The sequence below is a fragment of the Pseudomonas sp. 13B_2.1_Bac1 genome (assembly GCF_025466155.1).
GTDB lineage: Bacteria > Pseudomonadota > Gammaproteobacteria > Pseudomonadales > Pseudomonadaceae > Aquipseudomonas > Aquipseudomonas aylmerensis.
Map to the genome: position 1 here is coordinate 1 of NZ_JANLOH010000043.1, position 20,645 is coordinate 20,645.

General features: G+C 60.4%; 19 protein-coding genes, 4 tRNA genes and 1 riboswitch. Of the genes, 16 read left to right on the plus strand and 7 right to left on the minus strand.

What is annotated here, in order from left to right; genetic code table 11:
* Window positions 1–77 precede the first annotated feature (77 nt).
* The 6 genes from aruF to astE all read left to right on the plus strand — a co-directional run bounded on the left by aruF (window position 78) and on the right by astE (window position 6,506).
* Complete coding sequence (gene aruF, locus NTD80_RS09745; RefSeq protein ID WP_003175655.1) at window positions 78–1,097, plus strand: arginine/ornithine succinyltransferase subunit alpha; 1,020 nt, start codon at window positions 78–80, stop codon at window positions 1,095–1,097.
* Window positions 1,098–1,146: 49 nt separating this feature from the next.
* Window positions 1,147–2,172, plus strand: a complete 1,026-nt coding sequence (gene astA / locus NTD80_RS09750) for an arginine N-succinyltransferase (protein WP_065909213.1) — start codon at window positions 1,147–1,149, stop codon at window positions 2,170–2,172.
* Complete coding sequence (astD, locus tag NTD80_RS09755; protein ID WP_262133361.1) at window positions 2,172–3,638, plus strand: succinylglutamate-semialdehyde dehydrogenase; 1,467 nt, start codon at window positions 2,172–2,174, stop codon at window positions 3,636–3,638. The genes astA and astD overlap by 1 nt, the downstream gene beginning before the upstream one ends.
* 176 nt (window positions 3,639–3,814) lie before the next feature.
* Complete coding sequence (gene astB, locus NTD80_RS09760; protein ID WP_065909216.1) at window positions 3,815–5,161, plus strand: N-succinylarginine dihydrolase; 1,347 nt, start codon at window positions 3,815–3,817, stop codon at window positions 5,159–5,161.
* A 38-nt stretch (window positions 5,162–5,199) separates the two neighbouring features.
* The gene (locus NTD80_RS09765) at window positions 5,200–5,490 is read left to right on the plus strand and encodes a hypothetical protein (RefSeq protein ID WP_003214319.1); all 291 of its coding nucleotides are present in this window, start codon (window positions 5,200–5,202) and stop codon (window positions 5,488–5,490) included.
* Window positions 5,491–5,501: 11 nt separating this feature from the next.
* Complete coding sequence (gene astE, locus NTD80_RS09770; protein ID WP_262133362.1) at window positions 5,502–6,506, plus strand: succinylglutamate desuccinylase; 1,005 nt, start codon at window positions 5,502–5,504, stop codon at window positions 6,504–6,506.
* Between the two features lie 162 nt (window positions 6,507–6,668).
* Here the strand turns inward: astE and NTD80_RS09775 are convergent, their stop codons facing one another.
* Window positions 6,669–7,178 carry a 6,7-dimethyl-8-ribityllumazine synthase gene (locus tag NTD80_RS09775; protein WP_003233516.1) on the minus strand — a complete coding sequence of 170 codons (510 nt, stop codon included), beginning with the start codon at window positions 7,176–7,178 and terminating at the stop codon, window positions 6,669–6,671.
* 113 nt (window positions 7,179–7,291) lie between these two features.
* Window positions 7,292–7,461, minus strand: a riboswitch (FMN riboswitch).
* Window positions 7,462–7,652: 191 nt separating this feature from the next.
* Between NTD80_RS09775 and ltaE the strand changes: the two genes are divergently transcribed.
* The 8 genes from ltaE to mgtE all read left to right on the plus strand — a co-directional run bounded on the left by ltaE (window position 7,653) and on the right by mgtE (window position 15,391).
* Window positions 7,653–8,657 (plus strand): low-specificity L-threonine aldolase, encoded by a 1,005-nt coding sequence (gene ltaE, locus NTD80_RS09780; protein ID WP_262133363.1) that lies wholly within the window; start codon window positions 7,653–7,655, stop codon window positions 8,655–8,657.
* Between the two features lie 146 nt (window positions 8,658–8,803).
* The gene (alaS, locus tag NTD80_RS09785) at window positions 8,804–11,422 is read left to right on the plus strand and encodes an alanine--tRNA ligase (RefSeq protein WP_262133364.1); all 2,619 of its coding nucleotides are present in this window, start codon (window positions 8,804–8,806) and stop codon (window positions 11,420–11,422) included.
* 95 nt (window positions 11,423–11,517) lie between these two features.
* Complete coding sequence (locus tag NTD80_RS09790; protein WP_065909223.1) at window positions 11,518–12,759, plus strand: aspartate kinase; 1,242 nt, start codon at window positions 11,518–11,520, stop codon at window positions 12,757–12,759.
* 174 nt (window positions 12,760–12,933) lie between these two features.
* Complete coding sequence (gene csrA / locus NTD80_RS09795) at window positions 12,934–13,122, plus strand: carbon storage regulator CsrA (protein WP_003175645.1); 189 nt, start codon at window positions 12,934–12,936, stop codon at window positions 13,120–13,122.
* Window positions 13,123–13,184: 62 nt separating this feature from the next.
* Window positions 13,185–13,275, plus strand: a tRNA-Ser gene (locus NTD80_RS09800).
* 108 nt (window positions 13,276–13,383) lie between these two features.
* Window positions 13,384–13,460: transfer RNA gene (locus tag NTD80_RS09805), tRNA-Arg, on the plus strand.
* A gap of 72 nt (window positions 13,461–13,532) precedes the next feature.
* A tRNA-Arg gene (locus tag NTD80_RS09810) sits at window positions 13,533–13,609 on the plus strand.
* Between the two features lie 339 nt (window positions 13,610–13,948).
* Window positions 13,949–15,391, plus strand: a complete 1,443-nt coding sequence (gene mgtE, locus NTD80_RS09815; protein WP_106802843.1) for a magnesium transporter — start codon at window positions 13,949–13,951, stop codon at window positions 15,389–15,391.
* Window positions 15,392–15,544: 153 nt separating this feature from the next.
* Here the strand turns inward: mgtE and NTD80_RS09820 are convergent, their stop codons facing one another.
* The 3 genes from NTD80_RS09820 to NTD80_RS09830 all read right to left on the minus strand — a co-directional run bounded on the left by NTD80_RS09820 (window position 15,545) and on the right by NTD80_RS09830 (window position 16,684).
* Window positions 15,545–15,871, minus strand: coding sequence for an Arc family DNA-binding protein (locus NTD80_RS09820; protein ID WP_003175643.1), 327 nt, complete (start codon window positions 15,869–15,871; stop codon window positions 15,545–15,547).
* 394 nt (window positions 15,872–16,265) lie between these two features.
* Window positions 16,266–16,445 (minus strand): PA3371 family protein, encoded by a 180-nt coding sequence (locus tag NTD80_RS09825; protein ID WP_106802844.1) that lies wholly within the window; start codon window positions 16,443–16,445, stop codon window positions 16,266–16,268.
* Between the two features lie 11 nt (window positions 16,446–16,456).
* Window positions 16,457–16,684 (minus strand): hypothetical protein, encoded by a 228-nt coding sequence (locus tag NTD80_RS09830; protein ID WP_262133365.1) that lies wholly within the window; start codon window positions 16,682–16,684, stop codon window positions 16,457–16,459.
* 326 nt (window positions 16,685–17,010) lie between these two features.
* Between NTD80_RS09830 and NTD80_RS09835 the strand changes: the two genes are divergently transcribed.
* Window positions 17,011–17,087 (plus strand) — tRNA-Arg (locus NTD80_RS09835).
* A gap of 287 nt (window positions 17,088–17,374) precedes the next feature.
* A complete protein-coding gene (locus NTD80_RS09840; protein ID WP_262133366.1) occupies window positions 17,375–18,760 on the plus strand; it encodes an MFS transporter in 1,386 nt (461 codons plus the stop codon).
* A gap of 58 nt (window positions 18,761–18,818) precedes the next feature.
* On the opposite strand, the gene NTD80_RS09845 is transcribed toward NTD80_RS09840, so the two are convergent.
* The 3 genes from NTD80_RS09845 to flgM form a co-directional block, all read right to left on the minus strand.
* Window positions 18,819–19,568, minus strand: coding sequence for a flagellar brake protein (locus NTD80_RS09845; protein ID WP_106802848.1), 750 nt, complete (start codon window positions 19,566–19,568; stop codon window positions 18,819–18,821).
* A gap of 96 nt (window positions 19,569–19,664) precedes the next feature.
* Window positions 19,665–20,135, minus strand: a complete 471-nt coding sequence (locus NTD80_RS09850) for a flagella synthesis protein FlgN (protein WP_065909236.1) — start codon at window positions 20,133–20,135, stop codon at window positions 19,665–19,667.
* Window positions 20,136–20,183: 48 nt separating this feature from the next.
* Entirely contained in the window at window positions 20,184–20,507 is a 324-nt protein-coding gene (flgM, locus tag NTD80_RS09855; RefSeq protein ID WP_065909237.1) for a flagellar biosynthesis anti-sigma factor FlgM, read from the minus strand.
* Window positions 20,508–20,645 lie beyond the last annotated feature (138 nt).

Consider the following 20,645-nt stretch of genomic DNA (forward strand, 5'->3'; position numbering starts at 1 on the left):
CCCCACTTGACCTCACTGGTTTCAAGACCGTGCCTGGCATTTTTTCCTGTGAGTTTTTCGAGTTAAGGAGTGACACCATGCTGGTGATGCGCCCCGCGCAAATGGCTGATCTGGGCGAGGTACAGCGTCTGGCTGCGGACAGCCCGATTGGTGTCACCTCCTTGCCGGATGATGTCGAACGCCTCAGCGACAAGATCGCCGCCAGCGAAGCGTCCTTCGCTGCCGAGGTGAGTTTCAACGGTGAAGAAAGCTATTTCTTCGTGCTCGAAGACACCGAGACCGGCAAGCTCGCCGGTTGCTCGGCCATCGTCGCCTCGGCCGGTTACTCGGAGCCGTTCTACAGCTTCCGTAACGAAACCTTCGTGCACGCTTCCCGCGAGTTGAAGATCCACAACAAGATCCACGTGCTTTCCCAATGCCACGACCTCACCGGCAACAGCCTGCTCACCAGTTTCTACGTGGTGCCGGAACTGGTCGGTTCGCCGTGGTCGGAACTCAATTCCCGTGGCCGCCTGTTGTTCGTCGCCAGCCACCCCGAGCGCTTTGCCGATTCGGTGGTGACCGAGATTGTCGGTTACAGCGACGAGAACGGTGACTCGCCGTTCTGGGACGCCATCGGTCGCAACTTCTTCGACCTTAACTACGCCGCCGCCGAGCGCCTGTGCGGGCTGAAAAGCCGCACCTTCCTCGCCGAGCTGATGCCGCATTACCCGATCTATGTGCCGCTGTTGCCGGACGAAGCCCAGGAAGCCATGGGCCAGGTCCACCCGCGAGCGCAGATCACCTTCGACATCCTGATGCGCGAAGGCTTCGAGACCGATCACTACATCGACATCTTCGACGGCGGCCCGACGCTGCACGCGCGGGTGTCGGGGATTCGCTCGATTGCCCAGAGCCGCGTGGTGCCGGTGAAGATCGGTGAGATGGTCAAGGGCGTTGGCCGTCAGTACCTGGTGAGCAACGCGCAATTGCAGGACTACCGCGCGGTGATGCTGGAGCTGGACTACGCGCCCGGCAAACCGGTGACCCTGGACCTGGCAGCGGCCGAAGCATTGGGCGTTGGCGAAGGCGCGAGCGTGCGCCTGGTAGCGGTTTAAATAGAGTTTCGCGGGTGGCTGACAACAGCGGCCCGTTCGAGGAGATAGCATGATCGTTCGTCCCGTACGCAGCAGCGATTTACCGGCCCTGATTGATCTGGCGCGCAGCACCGGCACCGGCCTCACCACCTTGCCGGCCAACGAAGAGCGCCTGACCCACCGGGTTGGCTGGGCGGAAAAAACCTTTCGCGGCGACGCCGGGCGCGGCGATGCCGACTACCTGTTCGTGCTCGAAAACGACGAAGGCCGCGTGGTGGGTATTTCCGCCATCGCCGGCGCGGTCGGCCTGCGCGAGCCCTGGTACAACTTCCGGGTCGGCCTGACCGTCAGTGCATCCCAGGAGCTGAATATCTACCGTGAGATTCCGACGCTGTTTCTGGCCAACGACCTCACTGGCAACTCCGAGCTGTGCTCGTTGTTCCTGCACGCCGATTACCGCAACGGCCTCAACGGCCGCATGCTGGCCAAGGCGCGCTTGCTGTTTATCGCCGAATTCCCACAGCTGTTCGGCAACAAGATCATTGCCGAGATGCGCGGCGTATCCAACGATGCCGGGCGTTCGCCGTTTTGGGAGAGCCTGGGCCGGCACTTCTTCAAGATGGAATTCAGCCAGGCTGACTACCTTACCGGCGTGGGCAACAAGGCCTTTATCGCCGAGCTGATGCCGAAATTTCCGCTGTACAGCTGCTTCCTTTCCGAGGACGCGCGCAATGTGATCGGTAAGGTTCACCCCGATACCGAACCGGCGTTGAGCATGCTCAAGAGCGAGGGTTTCAGCTACCAGGGCTATGTCGATATCTTCGACGCTGGCCCGGCGGTGGAGTGTGAGACCACCAAGATCCGTGCCGTGCGTGACAGCCAGTCGCTGGTGTTGGCCATCGGCACGCCAGGTGACGACGCTACGCCGTTCCTGATTCATAACCGCAAGCGCGAGGAGTGCCGTATCACCGCCGCTCCGGCCCGTCTGGCGGCAGGTACGCTGGTGGTCGATCCGCAGACCGCCAAGCGCCTGCAACTGGTGGTGGGTGATCAAGTGCGTGCTGTTCCGTTGTCTGCTGCCCGGGAGTCCAAGTAATGAATTCGCTGTATATCGCAGGTAGCTGGCTGGCCGGCCAGGGTGAACTGTTTGAATCGCGCAACCCGGTGACCCAGCAAGTGCTGTGGGCCGGCAATGGCGCCACCGCCGAGCAGGTCGAGTCTGCCGTGCAGGCTGCGCGCCAGGCATTTCCGGGCTGGGCCCGGCGTCCGCTGGAAGAACGCATCAGCGTGCTCGAGGCCTTCGCCGCGACCCTGAAAAGCCGCGCCGACGAAATCGCCCGCTGTATCGGTGAGGAAACCGGCAAGCCGTTGTGGGAATCGGCCACTGAAGTCACCAGCATGGCCAACAAGATCGCGATCTCGGTGCAAAGCTACCGCGAGCGTACCGGCGAGAAGAGCGGCCCGCTGGGCGACGCCACCGCTGTGCTGCGGCACAAGCCGCATGGCGTGGTGGCGGTGTTTGGCCCCTACAACTTCCCGGGGCACTTGCCGAACGGGCATATCGTCCCGGCGCTGCTGGCGGGCAATACCGTGCTGTTCAAGCCGAGCGAGCTGACCCCGAAAGTCGCCGAGCTGACGGTGCAGTGCTGGATCGACGCCGGCCTGCCGGCAGGCGTGTTGAACCTGCTGCAGGGCGCACGCGAAACCGGGATCGCCCTGGCGGCCAATCCGGGGATCGACGGCCTGTTCTTTACCGGTTCCAGTCGCACCGGCAATCACCTGCACCAGCAGTTCTGCGGTCGCCCGGACAAGATCCTGGCGCTGGAAATGGGCGGCAACAACCCGCTGGTGGTCGACGAAGTGGCCGACGTTGATGCGGCGGTCTACACCATTATTCAGTCGGCGTTCATCTCGGCCGGCCAGCGCTGCACCTGTGCGCGTCGCCTGCTGGTGCCGGAAGGTGCCTGGGGCGATGCCCTGTTGGCGCGGTTGGTGGCCGTCAGCTCGACGATTGCCGTCGGCGCGTTCGACCAGCAGCCTGCGCCGTTCATGGGCTCGGTCATCTCCCTGGGCGCAGCGAAAGCCTTGATGGACGCCCAGGAACTGATGTTGGCCAATGGCGCCGTGGCGCTGCTGGAAATGACTCAGCCCCAGGATCAGGCTGCACTGCTGACGCCGGGCATCATCGACGTGACTGGCGTGACCGAACGCGAGGATGAAGAACTGTTCGGCCCGCTGTTGCAGGTGATCCGCTACGCTGATTTTGCTGGCGCGATTGCCGAGGCCAACAACACCCAGTACGGCCTGGCCGCTGGTTTGTTGTCGGATTCCGAAGCGCGCTACCAGCAGTTCTGGCTGGAAAGCCGCGCCGGTATCGTCAACTGGAACAAACAACTGACCGGCGCCGCCAGCACCGCGCCGTTCGGCGGGGTAGGGGCGTCGGGCAACCACCGCGCCAGTGCGTATTACGCGGCAGATTATTGTGCGTACCCGGTGGCCTCCCTTGAGACCCCGAGCCTGGTGTTGCCTGCGTCGCTGACCCCAGGCGTAACGCTTAAGTGAAAGTGACACCGATCTAATGTGGGAGCTGGCTTGCCTGCGAAGGCATCACCTCGGTGTATCTGCATGACCGAGTTGCCCGCATCGCAGGCAAGCCAGCTCCCACACTTGATCGGGTTAACAGATACAGATCTGCACTTGATGCCTATAAAAATACAGATGTTCGTGGAGCCTCGCCGATGAAATCCTATGAAGTCAATTTTGACGGTCTAGTGGGGCCGACCCATAACTACGGCGGTTTGTCCTACGGCAACGTCGCATCCCAGAGCAACAGCCAGCAGTCTTCGAACCCGAAGGAAGCGGCGTTGCAGGGGCTGCAGAAAATGAAGGCCCTGATGGACATGGGCTTTGTGCAAGGTGTGCTGGCGCCGCAGGAACGTCCTGACGTGGCCGCCTTGCGCAACCTGGGGTTCAGCGGCACCGATGCCCAGGTTATCCAGCAGGCCGCCAAGCACGCGATGCCGCTGCTGGTCGCCAGTTGCTCGGCGTCGAGCATGTGGGTGGCCAACGCCGCCACCGTCAGCCCGAGCGCCGACACGGCGGATGGCCGCGTGCATTTCACCGCCGCCAACCTCAACTGCAAGTACCACCGCAGCATCGAACACCCGACCACCAGCCGCGTGCTGGGGGCGATGTTTGCCGATGCGCAACACTTCGCCCATCACGCCGCGCTGCCGGCGGTGGCGCAGTTCGGCGACGAAGGCGCTGCCAACCACACGCGTTTCTGCCGTGAGTATGGCGAAGCCGGCGTGGAGTTTTTCGTGTTCGGCCGCAGTGCGTTCGACACCCGCTATCCGGCCCCGCAGAAGTACCCGGCGCGCCAGACCCTCGAAGCCTCCCAGGCGGTTGCACGCCTGCACGGCCTGAAGGATGAAGGCGTGGTCTACGCCCAGCAGAACCCGGCGGTGATCGATGCCGGCGTGTTCCACAACGACGTGATCGCGGTGGGTAACGGCGAGGTGCTGTTCTATCACGAGGATGCCTTCCTCAATACCGAGCAGATGCTTGGCGAACTGCAAGGCAAGTTGGGCAAATTGGGCGGCAACTTCCAGTCGGTCTGCGTGCCGCGCGCCCAGGTCAGCGTCGAGGACGCGGTGCGTTCCTACCTGTTCAACAGCCAGTTGCTGACCCGCGCCGACGGTTCGATGCTGCTGATCGTGCCGGAAGAGTGCCGTGCCAACGAACGCGTGTGGCAGTACCTGCAAAACCTCACGGCGTCAGGTGGGCTGATCCGCGAAGTGAAGGTCTTCGACCTCAAGCAGAGCATGCAGAACGGCGGTGGCCCGGCCTGCCTGCGCTTGCGCGTGGCGTTGAACGAAACCGAGCTGGCGGCGGTGAACCCAGGCGTTATCATGACCGCGCCGTTGTACGACACCCTGACCCAATGGGTGAACAAGCACTACCGCGACAGCCTGCGCGAAACCGACCTGGCTGACCCGCAATTGTTGCTGGAGTGCCGGACGGCATTGGATGAACTGACGCAAATCCTTAAACTGGGCGCGGTTTATCCTTTCCAGATCAATTAACGCCACCTTCTTTTACGCCCAATGCTGAGAGCTACTTTATGACCACCGACACCCTGAAACTGATTCTTGAAGACACCGACGGCACCCAGCTGGAAACCTCCTGCACCCGCGTCGCCGTGGTCTGGCAGGGCAAGGAAATCTGGATCCAGCACGACGGCCGTGGCCAACTGCTGATCGGTGTGGACGTGGAAGAAGGCGACGCCGAGTACGCCAACCTGCTGATGCGTCCGCTGGCCACCAACCTGATGAGCCTGCAACTGGAAATGGAACCGGCCGACGTTGAAGGTGATGACGACGATCACGTCCACGGTCCTGGCTGCAACCACTAAGGAAGCTGCGTATGCTCGCCCTCGGCAAACTGCTTGAACTGACCCTCGCCGGTCGTGAACCGGCGCAAAAAATTCAACTGACTGTCGACGGCGTGCAGATGCGCTGGCTCAGCGAGGGCGCGCTCGAAGTGCGTCCACCGCAAGCGAAGGACAACGGCAGCGACCTGCTGCTGTCGTCGGGCATCCATGGCAACGAAACCGCGCCGATCGAACTGCTCGACCGCCTGTTGCATGGCATCGCTCGTGGGGAGATCAAGCCCCGCACCCGTATTCTGTTCCTGTTCGGCAACCCCGAGGCCATGCGTCGCGGGGAGCGTTACCTTGAACTGGACGTCAACCGGCTGTTCAACGGCCGCCATGAGCAAAACATCGGCCCGGAAGCCATGCGTGCTGCCGAGCTTGAGCAACTGGCCCGCAGCTTCTTCAACCAGCCCGGTCGTTCGCGCCTACATTACGACCTGCACACCGCCATTCGCGGCTCGAAGATCGAGCAGTTTGCCCTGTACCCGTGGAAGGACGGGCGCCAGCATTCACGTCACGAACTGGCGCGCCTCAACGCTGCCGGCATGCAGGCGGTGCTGCTGCAGAACAAGACTTCGATCACTTTCACCGCGTTTACCTACGAGCAACTGGACGCCGAAGCCTTCACCCTGGAATTGGGCAAGGCGCGGCCGTTCGGGCAGAACCAGGGCGTGGACGTGTCCCGCCTGGAGACGCGTCTGAAGCAGATCATCGAGGGCAATGAGCCCGAGACCGACAGCCTCGACGGCCTGCAGCTGTTCGCGGTGTCGCGCGAAGTGATCAAGCACAGCGATGCCTTCCTGCTGCACTTGCCGGCGGACGTGGAGAACTTTTCGCCGTTGGCGAAGGGGTATCTGCTGGCCGAGGACGTGGCCAATACTCGTTGGGTCATCGAGGAGGAGGGGGCGCGTATCATCTTCCCCAACCCGAAGGTGAAGAATGGTTTGCGGGCAGGGATATTGATTGTGCCCACCTCGGATGCGGGCCTGGCCTGAATCCCGAGGCTTGCCGGGATCCAAATGCAGGAGCTGGCTTGCCTGCGATAGGGTTAACTCGGTTCAACTGGCAGACCGAGTTGATCCTATCGCAGGCAAGCCAGCTCCCACACAAGCCAGCTCCTACACAAGCCCAGCGCTGAGGCTGGGCTGGGGTGTGGCTTAGACGGCTACAGCACGCGGCTCGCTGCGACGGATCGCGCGTACTTTGTGCAGGGTGTCGGCACAGGTACGTGCGGCTTCCTGGCCCTTGTGCACGAAGTGCTCGTAGAAGAAGGTGTGGTGCTCGCTGCCCGCGTGGAAGTGGTGCGGGGTCAGGGACACCGAGAACACCGGCACTTCGGTTTCCAGCTGCACTTGCATCAGGCCGCTGACCACTGACTGGGCGACGAACTCGTGACGGTAGATGCCGCCGTCCACCACCAGCGCAGCGGCAACGATACCGGCGTAGCGGCCGGTCTTGGCCAGCAGCTTGGCGTGCAGGGGCATTTCAAAGGCGCCGCCGACTTCGAAGAAATCGATATCCGATTCCTGGTAGCCCTGGGCGATCATTTCGGCGAGGAAGCCTTTGCGCGATTGGTCGACAATATCCTTGTGCCAGCAGGCCTGGATAAACGCGACGCGCTCGCCGTGATGGTTTTTGCTTTTGCTGTCGATTGCGGTGGGTTGCATGTTCTGACTCCTGTTTAAGAAAAAAACAGGGCGTTATGAATCGAATGGGATTTAAGGGTACGGACGGCTGCGGCATGCAGGCATGCGGTCAGCGTTCGGCCCTCAGGTGCCAATCCCGTTCTCTCTTCATCCGGACTATGACCGTCGGCCCCGGGATCACACCGGGTCTGCTGACCTTGTCGCCGTCCTGCGTGAGCAGTTCGAGGCGCCAAGCGCTCGCGGGCTATGCACATTGCGTGCAATTACCGCCGGTGGGGAATTGCACCCCGCCCTGAGAACGTTGCCGCCAGAACCCTGGCGGCGGAGAGTTTTTAACATGGTTTTTCAGAAACTGCACGATTGCCGTGTCGATAAGCTATATCGGTTTGTTTGGTTGGTATTCGATTGAAGATGCATGGGGCTTGATATTCCGCGGCTTTGCCCGCAGTAATCATCCACAAAAGGAACTTACTCAACCCTTGAGAGGCGTGCTTCATGTCTGTGATCGACCTGCGCAGCGACACCGTGACCCAACCCACCCCCGGCATGCTCGACGCGATGGCCCATGCCGTCAGTGGCGACGACGTCTACGGTGAAGACCCCAGCGTCAATCGCCTGGAAGCCGAACTGGCCAAGCGCCTGGGGTTTGCCGCGGCGTTGTTCGTGCCCACCGGCACCATGAGCAACCTGCTGGCGTTGATGGCCCACTGTGAACGCGGCGAGGAATACATCGTCGGTCAGCAGGCCCACACCTACAAATACGAGGGCGGTGGCGCCGCCGTGCTCGGTTCGATCCAGCCACAGCCGCTGGAAGTGCAGGCGGACGGCTCGCTGGACCTTGCCCAGGTGCTGGAAGCGATCAAGCCCGACGATTTCCACTTCGCGCGCACCCGGCTGTTGGCCTTGGAAAACACCATGCAAGGCAAGGTGCTGCCGCTGGCGTACCTGGCGAAAGCGCGGGCGTTTACCCGCGAACACGGTCTGGCGCTGCATCTGGACGGCGCGCGCCTGTACAACGCGGCCGTCAAGCTTGGGGTGGATGCGCGCGAGATCGCCCAGCATTTCGACTCGGTGTCGGTGTGCCTGTCCAAGGGCCTTGGCGCGCCGATCGGCTCGGTGTTGTGCGGTTCCACGGCGCTGATCGCCAAGGCCCGGCGACTGCGCAAGATGGTCGGCGGCGGCATGCGCCAGGCCGGCTCACTGGCGGCGGCAGGGCTGTATGCCCTGGATCACCAGGTCGCACGCCTGGCCGACGACCACGCCAATGCCCAGTGGCTGGGAGAGGCGTTGCGCAACGCCGGTTATGCAGTGGAGCCGGTGCAGACCAACATGGTCTACGTGCAGATCGGCGATCGCGCCCAGGCCTTGAAGGCGTTTGCCGCCGAGCGCGGGATCAAATTGAGCGCCGCACCGCGCTTGCGCATGGTCACGCACCTGGACGTCAGCCGGGCGCAGATCGAGCAAGTGCTGGAGACATTCGTCGAATTCTCACGCAAATGACCGTGCAGACCGTCTAATTGAGCCGCTCTATCGCATAAACACGCTGTACCACCGGCAAAGGGCCGATATAATGCGGCCCTTTGCCGTCGCTTCGTCTGATGATGTTGCGCACTGGCCTTTGGCCGCAGCCTCCGTGGAAGAACCTAATGAAAAGCGCAGAAATCCGTGAAGCCTTCCTTCGCTTCTTCGAAGAGCAAGGTCACACCCGTGTCGCCTCCAGCTCCTTGATCCCAGGCAATGACCCCACCCTGCTGTTCACTAACGCGGGGATGAACCAGTTCAAGGACTGCTTCCTGGGCCAGGAAAAGCGCGCCTACACCCGCGCCGTCAGCAGCCAGAAGTGCGTGCGCGCCGGTGGTAAGCACAACGACCTGGAAAACGTCGGCTACACCGCCCGTCACCACACCTTTTTCGAAATGCTCGGCAACTTCAGCTTTGGCGATTATTTCAAGCAAGACGCGATCAACTTCGCCTGGACCTTCCTTACCGGCGTGTTGAAACTGCCGAAGGAAAAGCTTTGGGTCACCGTCTACGCCAGCGATGACGAAGCCTACGACATCTGGACCAAGGAAGTCGGCGTGCCGGCCGAGCGCATGGTGCGTATCGGCGACAACAAAGGCGCACCGTACGCCTCCGACAACTTCTGGACCATGGGCGATACCGGCCCGTGCGGCCCGTGCACCGAGATCTTCTACGACCACGGCGCCGACATCTGGGGTGGCCCACCGGGCTCGCCAGAGGAAGATGGCGACCGTTACATCGAGATCTGGAACAACGTGTTCATGCAGTTCAACCGCACCGCCGACGGCGTGTTGCATCCGCTGCCAGCGCCGTCGGTAGACACCGGCATGGGCCTGGAGCGGATCAGTGCGGTGATGCAGCACGTTCATTCCAACTACGAAATCGACCTGTTCCAGAGCCTGCTGGCGGCTGCCGCCAAGGCGATCGGTTGCGCCAATGAAGAGCAGGCATCGCTCAAAGTGGTGGCGGACCATATCCGTTCCTGTGGCTTCCTGATTGCCGACGGCGTGCTGCCGTCCAACGAAGGCCGTGGCTACGTGCTGCGTCGCATCATTCGTCGCGCCTGCCGTCACGGCAACAAGTTGGGCGCCAGCGGCAGCTTCTTCTATCAGATCGTCGCGGCCCTGGTCGCCGAGATGGGCGATGCGTTCCCGGAACTCAAGCAGAACCAGGCGCACATCGAGCGCGTGCTCAAGGCCGAAGAAGAGCAATTCGCCAAGACCCTGGAGCAGGGCCTGAAAATCCTCGAGCAAGACCTCGCCAACCTGCAGGGCACCGTGGTGCCGGGCGACGTGGTGTTCAAGCTCTACGACACCTACGGTTTCCCGATGGACCTGACTGGCGACATCGCCCGTGAGCGCAACCTGACCCTCGACGAGGCAGGTTTCGAGCGCGAGATGGAAGCCCAACGTGTGCGTGCACGTTCCGCCAGCTCGTTCGGCATGGACTACAACAGCCTGGTCAAGGTTGACGTGGCCACCGAGTTCACCGGCTACAAGGCCACCAGTGGCGCGGCCAAAGTGGTTGCCCTGTATAAGGAAGGTCAGTCGGTCGACGTGTTGAATGAAGGTGACGAGGGCGTGGTCGTGCTCGACCAGACGCCGTTCTACGCCGAATCCGGTGGCCAGATTGGCGACTGCGGTTTCCTCAGCGCGGCGAACGGCCGTTTTGACGTGCGTGACACCACCAAGACTGGCGGCGCCTTCCTGCACCACGGCGTGCTGGCCTCGGGCAACCTGACCGTCGGTGCGCCGGTGGAAACCCAGGTGGACGCCGACGTGCGCCACGCGACCTCGTTGAACCACTCGGCGACCCACCTGCTGCACGCCGCGCTGCGCCAGGTATTGGGCGAGCACGTTCAGCAGAAGGGTTCGCTGGTCGACAGTCAGCGCCTGCGCTTCGACTTCAGCCACTTTGAAGCGATCAAGCCTGAACAGATCAAGGCCCTGGAAGACATCGTCAACGCCGAGATTCGCAAGAACAGCCCGGTGGAAACCGAAGAAACCGACATCGAGACCGCCAAGGCCAAGGGCGCCATGGCGCTGTTCGGCGAAAAATATGGCGACAACGTGCGCGTGCTGAGCATGGGCGGCAGTTTCTCGGTGGAGCTGTGTGGCGGTATTCACGCCAACCGTACCGGCGACATCGGCCTGCTGAAAATCATCAGCGAAGGCGGCGTGGCCTCGGGCGTGCGCCGCATCGAGGCGGTAACCGGTGCTGCGGCCCTGGCCTACCTCAATGCGGCTGAAGAACAACTCAAGGAAGCGGCCACCCTGGTCAAGGGCAGCCGCGACAACCTGATCGACAAGCTGTCCGCCGTGCTGGAGCGCAACCGTGCACTGGAGAAACAGCTGGAGCAGTTGCAGGCCAAGGCCGCCAGTGCTGCGGGCGACGATCTGTCGGCCGCTGCCGTGGACGTCAAGGATGTGAAAGTGCTGGCCGCACGCCTGGACGGTCAGGACGGCAAGGCGCTGTTGGCGCTGGTCGATCAGTTGAAGAACAAGCTCGGCCGCGCAGTGATCCTGCTCGGCAGTGTCCATGAGGATAAGGTCGTTCTGGTTGCGGGTGTAACCAAGGACCTGACTGGCCAACTCAAGGCCGGTGATTTGATGAAGCAAGCCGCCGCGGCGGTGGGCGGGAAGGGCGGTGGTCGTCCGGACATGGCGCAAGGCGGTGGTGTAGACGCCGATGCCCTGGACGCGGCCCTGGCCCTGACCGTGCCGTTTGTCGAGGCAGGTATTTAAGGCGCTGTTAACCCGCCCGTGGTCTAGTCGCGGGCGGGTGCAGTGCGGATGGATTGGATAATAGGCGCCCCTTTACGGGCTGAGGCGGCTTGGAAATGGCTTTGATCGTACAGAAATTTGGAGGCACCTCGGTCGGCTCTGTCGAAAGAATCGAGCAGGTGGCCGACAAGGTTAAGAAATTCCGCGACGCCGGCGATGACCTGGTGGTGGTGCTGTCGGCCATGAGCGGCGAGACCAATCGCCTGATCGATCTGGCCAAGGCAATCAGTGGCGACCAGCAACCGCTGCCGCGTGAGCTGGATGTGATCGTGTCCACCGGCGAGCAGGTGACCATCGCCCTGTTGGCCATGGCGCTGAACAAGCGTGGCGTGCCAGCGGTGTCCTACACGGGCAGCCAGGTGCGCATCCTCACCGACAGCGCGCACACCAAGGCGCGCATCCTGCAGATTGACGATCAGAAAATTCGCAGTGATCTGAAAGCCGGCCGCGTGGTAGTTGTAGCGGGCTTCCAGGGTGTGGACGAGCAGGGCAACATCACCACCCTCGGGCGTGGCGGTTCGGACACCACCGGCGTGGCGTTGGCAGCGGCCCTGAAGGCCGATGAGTGCCAGATCTACACCGATGTGGACGGCGTTTACACAACCGACCCGCGTGTGGTGTCCGTGGCCCAGCGCCTGGACAAGATTACCTTCGAAGAGATGCTGGAAATGGCCAGCCTCGGTTCCAAGGTGCTGCAGATCCGTGCGGTGGAATTCGCCGGCAAGTACAACGTTCCGCTGCGCGTATTGCACAGCTTCAAAGAGGGTCCGGGCACCCTCATTACTATTGATGAAGAGGAATCCATGGAACAGCCGATCATTTCCGGCATCGCTTTCAACCGCGATGAAGCCAAGCTGACGATCCGTGGCGTGCCAGACACCCCGGGCGTGGCGTTCAAGATCCTGGGCCCTATCAGCGGCGCGAACATTGAAGTCGACATGATCGTGCAGAACGTTTCGCACGATAACACCACCGATTTCACGTTCACCGTGCACCGCAACGAGTACGATGCGGCGGAGCGGATCCTGCAGAACACGGCCAAAGAGATTGGCGCTCGCGAAGTGGTTGGCGATACCAAGATTGCCAAGGTGTCGATCGTGGGCGTGGGCATGCGTTCCCATGCCGGCGTTGCCAGCCGCATGTTCGAGGCCCTGGCCAAGGAAAGCATCAACATCCAGATGATCTCCACCTCGGAAATCAAAGTCTCGGTGGTGATCGAAGAGAAGTACCTGGAACTGGCTGTACGCGCGCTGCACACCGCTTTTGAGCTGGACGCTCCGGCCCGACAGGGCGAGTGATGCACTGCCAGGAAGGCGCGGTTACCGCGCCTTTCATTTTTTTGTAGGGCGCATGGTCTTTTGTGTGCGCTCGACAATACTTAGGTCGTTAGGGCTATGGCTGTCAGGTCGTAGGTCGAACGCCTTTTTTTTGCAGACTGTTGTTCCTGAACTGAAATGCGTGAGGAGAAAGGTATGCTGATTCTGACTCGTCGGTGCGCAGAAAGCCTGATTATCGGTGATGGCGAAATCACCGTGACCGTGCTCGGCGTCAAAGGCAATCAAGTGCGTATCGGGGTTAACGCTCCGAAAGAGGTAGCGGTACACCGCGAGGAAATTTACCTGCGGATCAAGAAAGAGAAGGACGAAGAACCAAGCCTTTAATTTTTATCGTTTTTTATGTTTGCAAACGGGGATGAACGTGGTTAATATACGCCCCGTGTTGCGGAGAGCTGGCCGAGTGGCCGAAGGCGCTCCCCTGCTAAGGGAGTACACCTCAAAAGGGTGTCGGGGGTTCGAATCCCCCGTTCTCCGCCATTATTTGCTTAGTACGTTGCAATCTGGTTTTTTCACTAAGTTGTTGAAACTAAACGAAAAAATAGCTTTACATAGAGATTGAACGGCCTATAATGCGCGGCAACAAATGCACTCGTAGCTCAGCTGGATAGAGTACTCGGCTACGAACCGAGCGGTCACAGGTTCGAATCCTGTCGAGTGCACCATTTAAGAGTTAGTTGCAGCAATGCAGGTAGCTCGGTTTCAACCAGTTGTGATCTGGTCTAAAAACACAATCTGCACTCGTAGCTCAGCTGGATAGAGTACTCGGCTACGAACCGAGCGGTCACAGGTTCGAATCCTGTCGAGTGCACCATACAAACAAAAAGCCCGCCTAGTGCGGGCTTTTTGCCGTGTGGGATTTGTGTCGGATTTTATCTTTTTCTGCTGCTTCCTGTGTTTTCCTTCCGGGCTGCGTCGTCGCAGTTCATAGATGCGGCCAATGCTCAGCTTTGGCTCGCAAGCGCTTGTTCTTTCCAGTTTTTTAACGTTAAAAGCGAGCGCACGGTGTATCATTGCGCCCGTCAGCCCCGCCGGGGCTTGTGGAATACCTCCATGGACTTACCCAGTAGTTACTCAGTACCCCGTTTTACCAATCATGAATTGACTGATTGATCCTTCCGGCGTGCCCCGCTGCTGGGAGTGGAGTTCGCCTATGACCGAAGTAGAAGTAAAGAAAACTCAAGAAAGCCTGCAGGATCGCCTGGCTCAAGTCATCGAGCTGTTGCAGCGCCAGCGTGTGGTCGAAGAACTCACGCACCGCCAGGATGGCCCGAATCGCGACCGCGTTGAAAACCTGGTCCACCGGCAAAACCTCGTCGAGCTGCAACGCAAGCTCGATGACCTGCACTCCGCCGACGTCGCCTATATTCTCGAAGCCTTGCCGCTGGATGATCGACTGACCCTCTGGCAGTTGGTCAAGGCCGACCGCGACGGCGACATCCTGCTTGAAGTCTCCGACTCGGTCCGTGAAACCCTGATCGCCGACATGGACGATCACGAGCTCCTGGCTGCGGCCAAGGAGATGGACGCTGATGAGTTGGCCGACCTGGCCCCTGAGCTGCCCCGTGATGTTGTCCATGAGCTGATGGAAGCCCTCGATGGCCAGCAGCGTGAGCGCGTGCGCTCCGCGTTGTCCTATGACGAGGATCAGGTCGGCGCCCTGATGGACTTCGAGATGGTCACCATCCGCGAAGACGTCAGCCTGGAAGTCGTCCTGCGCTACCTGCGCCGGTTGAAAGAGCTGCCTGGCCATACCGACAAATTGTTTGTGGTCGACTACGAAGGCATCCTCAAGGGCGTGTTGCCGATCAAGCGCCTGCTGGTCAACGACCCCGAGAAGAAAGTTGCCGATGTGATGGCCAGCGACCCGGTGAGCTTTCACCCGGACGAAGACGCCTATGACGCCGCGCAGGCGTTCGAGCGTTATGACTTGATCTCAGCTCCAGTGGTCGACAAGAACGGCAAGCTGATCGGCCGTCTGACCATCGATGAAATGGTCGACCTGATTCGTGAAGAGAGCGAAACCGAAGTCCTCAACATGGCGGGTCTGCGTGAAGAGGAAGATATTTTTGCGTCAGTCTGGCGTTCGTTGCGCAACCGCTGGGCCTGGCTGGCCGTCAACCTGATTACGGCCTTCATCGCGTCGCGCGTGATCGGGCTGTTTGAGGGCTCTATCGAGAAGTTGGTAGCTTTGGCGGCATTGATGCCGATCGTGGCGGGGATTGGTGGCAACTCCGGCAACCAGACCATCACCATGATCGTACGCGCCATGGCGCTCGACCAGGTCAATACCGGTAACACCTCGCGGCTGATGCGCAAGGAGCTCGCCGTGGCGCTGATCAATGGCGTGGTGTGGGGCGGCGTGATCGGTATCGTCGCTTACTTGCTGTATGGCAGTTGGTCGCTGGGCGTGGTGATGACTGCTGCCATGACTCTCAACCTGCTGCTGGCTGCGTTGATGGGGGTGTTGATCCCCATGACCCTGGCACGCCTGGGGCGCGACCCTGCGATGGGGGCGAGCGTGATGATTACCGCCATGACCGACAGTGGTGGCTTCTTCATCTTCCTGGGCCTGGCAACAATCTTCCTGCTCTGATCCTCCAAGGCACGCCGGCTCCCCTGTAGGAGCTGGCGTGCCAGCGATTGCCTTCACAGGCCGCATCGCCTGAATCGCCACCAAGCGGGCTCCTGCACAAATTCCAGGCAAAAAAAAGCCAGCACATGGCTGGCTTCGGCTTTCATTTGTAACTTAATTGGCTTCTGCGGCCGCCTCAACGTCGTGCGCGATAAGCGAGACGAGAGCATTTTGCTGGCGGTGGGAGAGCTGACGAAAACGCTGCAGCAGTTCGCGTTCGTGCAGCGACAGCTCGGGGCTGTCCAGGCGCATGCTCAACTCGTCGCCCAACGCACCTTCCTGAATGAGGCTCTGTTCCAGGCGCGCGATGATTTCGGAGTTCATGCTGCGGTGATGATTGCGAGCCACCTCGGCAATGCGTTCCCGCATTCCGTCTGGCAGACGTACGACGAACTTGTCAGCCGTACGGCTGGAATAAATTGCCTGTTTCAATGGGCGCATATATTTAACCGGTTAGTTCAGGGGAGCGGTTTTTGGAATTGGCCGCAAGATGAGTGTTAAGACAAGACTCACGACCAAAGTTCAACCCTAATTGCAAAGAGGCCGCATCATGCCTCAGATTTGACATTTCCTTGGCGTCAATTCTGTGACAAATATTGAACTGCCTAAAGGCTTTATGCCAGCACTCATTTGCATTTTTGCGGACTGGTTGGAAAACTTCTGCACGAGTGATCCCGCCAGGGAACTTCCCGTAAGTCCAGGCCACCACAGGGTTTAAGGCCGCACATCGTATAGCAAAGTGGCCTTTTGCCCTTATCTTTAAGACTAGTGGCAATCTGCCGATTTACTAGGACGAGGCGACATAAGGTAGGCGTGGGGGTGATGCGAGAGGGGGTTAGCGAAGCACCGGGTCAAACTTGATTTTGCGGCCGACGATGAGCGTCAGCAGCAGCAGGCTTGCGCAGATGCCAGCCGCAACAAAGGCGGTGGTTTGCCCGTCCTGGGACTCGGCACCCAGACCCAGGATGCCAGTGGCGACGGTCAAGCACAGGAACAGCCAGGCAGATTTGGTCATCAGTTGTTTCCTCAGAAAACCCAGTGTTCGGAGGCAGGCGCCGCTTCGGTGCCTTGGGTCAGGCGCACTGGCGATTGCGCGTTGGGTGTCATCACCGCCAATTGCGGACGTTGCTGCAGATGGTGTGGCACCGCCTGGCTGATCTGGGCCGGGTCGTTGCTGCCGGTCGATTGGAAATGAAACATCACCAGTGCAGCCAGGGCTACGGTGTTGAGGGCTAACAGAAGGGCACTGTTCATGGTCATGTTCTCCGCTTAACGCCGTGGCTGAAGGGGTTTGTAGGAGAAGTATTGCAGGTCTCGTGCCAATCTATTATTTCAATAAAATCAATGGCTTGAGTCTACTTTAAAACGCTGGAAGGTTGCAATTTGCAATGCTGGCATTTTGAGGGAGTGCATTTTGCACGATGGCGCCCAAGTGCCCGTGTTTGCGGGCCGAAACTGCATTGGATCAGGCAAGGATTGGCCTACATTCAAAAAGCCAACGGACGACATGACAAAACCTACCTCGGCCGTTAACATGCACGCCGTCCGTCGCAGCGCCCCTGGCCCGATGGATGTCATTGGTCCCAGTAGCTCAATTGGATAGAGCATCCCCCTCCTAAGGGGAAGGTTGGCCGTTCGAACCGGCCCTGGGACACCAGATTCGCAGTTCACAGACAAGCCCCGTACAGCACCTGCTGGCGGGGCTTTTTTGTGCGCGCCGGGCCTTTTCACACTTCAGTCGAACCTTGCCGCCGATCGAGGTTCACAGCAGGTGCCGCCGGCTATTTTTCGCAACGCTGTACCTTGCATACCCTCCGGCAGCGTCTGAATCGTGAAGCAAAATAATCCCCGGAAACAGCGCCTTTCGCCTGTCCGGAACCTGCAACCCCGGACTATCATGCCGATAGCCCTGTCTCTTACCGCAAGGAGCCGCTCGGAACGCCGATGCGCCAGATCTGGAAATCTTTTCGAGCCCTTTATTTCGCCTCCTTGATGATGCTGATCGGCTCCGGCCTGCTCAGTACTTACCTGGCCCTGCGCCTGGCGGCCGATCATGTCGACAGCCTATGGGTGGGTGCGTTGATGGCAGCCAACTACTTTGGCCTGGTGCTGGGCGGCAAGATCGGGCATCGCCTGATTGGCCGGGTCGGGCATATCCGTGCCTACGCCACCTGTGCCGGGATCGTCGGGGCGGCGGTGCTGGGCCATGGCCTGATCGATTGGCTGCCGGCCTGGATCGTGCTGCGTACGATCGTGGGCCTCGGGATGATGTGCCAGTACATGGTCATCGAGAGCTGGCTCAACGAGCAGGCGGACGCCAAGCAGCGTGGCGTGGTGTTCAGCGGCTATATGATCGCGTCCTACCTGGGGCTGGTTCTCGGTCAACTGATCCTGGTCATGCACCCACAGCTCGGCCTCGAGTTGCTGATGCTGGTCGCGCTGTGTTTTGCCTTGTGCCTGGTGCCGGTGGCCATGACTCGCCGCATTCACCCGGCGCCCCTGCATCCGGCGCCGATGGAGCCGCGCTTCTTTATCAAGCGCGTGCCGCAGTCGCTGAGTACCGTGCTGGGCGCCGGGTTGATCGTCGGTTCGTTCTACGGCCTGGCGCCGCTCTATGCCTCTCAGCAAGGGCTGACGACAGAGCAGGTGGGCCTGTTCATGGGTAGCTGCATTTTTGCCGGCCTGGTGGTGCAGTGGCCGCTGGGTTGGCTGTCGGACCGCTATGACCGCGCGCTGTTGATCCGTTGCTTTGCGTTGTGCCTGGCGGTGGCGGCGTTGCCCTTGGCGGTAATGACCCAGGTGCCGCTGGAAGTGCTGTTCGTGGCAGGCTTCGTGTGTTCCCTGGTGCAGTTCTGCCTGTACCCGCTGGCCGTGGCGTTCTCCAATGACCATGTGGAAGGCGATCGTCGCGTATCGCTCACCGCCATGTTGCTGGTGACCTACGGCGTCGGCGCCAGTGTCGGGCCGCTGCTGGCGGGTGTGGTGATGAAGATGTTTGGCAGCCACATGCTGTACGCGTTTTTCAGCCTGTGTGCGCTGATCCTGGTATGGCGTATCCGGCCAAAAGCCGTGACCAACCTGCACCAGGTGGACGACGCACCCTTGCACCACGTGGCGATGCCCGACAGCATGTCCAGCTCGCCGTTGGTGGCTGCCCTTGATCCGCGGGTGGATGAACAGGTGGTGCAGGAGCAGATGCAGGTATCCGTACCTGAACCGGAGCCTGAAATCGAGCCCGAGTCTCCCGCTGATGAGCCGGTGGTCGAGACGCCAGTCGATCCGCTGGACCCGGACGAGCATCCCCACGATTTGAGCAGGGCACGCCCCTGAAAACAAAAAACGGGCAGATCCCCTCAGGATCTGCCCGTTTTTTTTATGACGCCAAGCTTTAAAAATCGTCGTCTTTATCGAAGCGGCGTGCTTCGCGTTGCAGCTGGTAGACGAAACGCTCGACCTGACGCTGCACCAGGCCACTCATGTTGTGGAAGCGCACGCCGGCGAAGGTGGTGTTGATCTTCTCTTCGAAGTGCAGGTAACGCAGCTCGACCGAGGTGGTCATGCTGCCAAAGGGCAGGGCGGCGATGAAGCGGTCGTAGACCTGGCCCAGTTGCAGGCGCTCGGAAATATCGCCTTCAAAGCGCAGTTTGCAGCCGGTGGCGGAAATATCCAGCAATTTGCCACTGATCGGCGCCTTGAGTTTCTCGCCGCCCAGTTCGATGTTGACCAGTTGGGCCAGCTTCAAGGCGGCCCGGAAAGCGTTGCGACGCTGATGGTAAACCACCTCGTCGGGCAAGCTGCCGGTGTAGATGCGGTGGCCATCCTTTTCGCTGATACTCATGGCGCCGTTGCTTTCCCACGCAACGCGCACGCCGTCGTGGAAGCCTTCGATGCGGAACGGCTCACCGTTTTCAAGGTGGCGTTCGCCGTCACGCGGGATCATTTCGTCCAGGGCCAGGGTGCCGCCCTCGCGGTCGACATCCACCAGGTAACTCTGGAAGCGTTGGCTGCGTTCGTGGAAGGTGATGATCAGCGGGTCATGGCTTTCTTGCAGCATCCGCAAGGTGCCGGCGATTTCCAGAGGCGTGGTGAGGACCTTGGGTGGCTGCGGGGCATCTTCCGCATTAAGGGCGTTGAACACGGTTCTTCCATCTCCAGACAAAATACGACTACACGCAAGAGCAGGCATTTTGCCAGTATGTGGCGCGACTTGGATAGGCCGCGCGGTAAACGGGCATCAGGCTTGGCTGCGGGTGCTTGGCTTGACCAGGCGCGAGGTGGATCCCTGGGCGTTGTAAAGCGCCGGAGGCTCACCGCCGTGAAGTATACGCAACTGGTTGGCGGTCGTAGCTTGCTGAAGCTGGATCGACTGACCGTTGAGCAGGTTGGCTTCCTGGCACTGGGCGAGCAATTGATTGAGTTCTTTGCTCTGGGCCAGCAATTGATCGCCGACCGAGGAGTGGCTGGCCAATTGTGCCAGGCCATCATGGTCTGCCGGCAGGCCAAGGCTGATGAGGATTTCGCTGCGTTTTTTGCCGTGCTGTTCCAGCAGGACAATCAGCGATTGTTTGCGCGCCAGAATTTCTTCCAGCAAGGGCATGTCCCGGCCGAAGAGTGCCAGGGATTCTTCTTTCAGCAGCTCGAGCAAGTGTTGCGTCGGCGCTAGATCATCAATGATCAGTTGAAGCAAATGTTCGTCGTGATGCATGGCTGGCCTTGGGGTTTAAGCGTCCAAAAGCCCGGCGCAGGCCTTTGCCTAGCGCTCGGCTTCGAAATTAAGCAGCTTGCTGGCTACACGGTTGCTGTCGACTTTATAGCTGCCATCGGCGATTGCCTGTTTCAATTCGGCCACGCGGGCTTTATTGACTACCGGTTGATCGCGCAGCGAGTCAGTGACCTTCTGCAACTGTTGAGCCTCATTGCTCAGGTGTACGGATTCCCCGCTCTGGCTGGCGCTCGCCTGTTCTGCCTTCGCGGGCAGTGGCTGGGCCTTGGCTTCTACGCTGTCCTTGGTACCGCTGGTACGCGTAGGGCCTGACGTTGCCGGGGTGTTATTCAAACGACTGAAATCGATGACCATGATAAAAAACCTCTGGGTATTTGGACGCTTGCCATGTTTTCGGCCATACCCGGACAAACTTTAGGCGCAATTGACAATAAACTGCACAGGCCGGCACCCAACCCACAGTGTAGGAAAAGCCGGCGTCCGATACCAGCG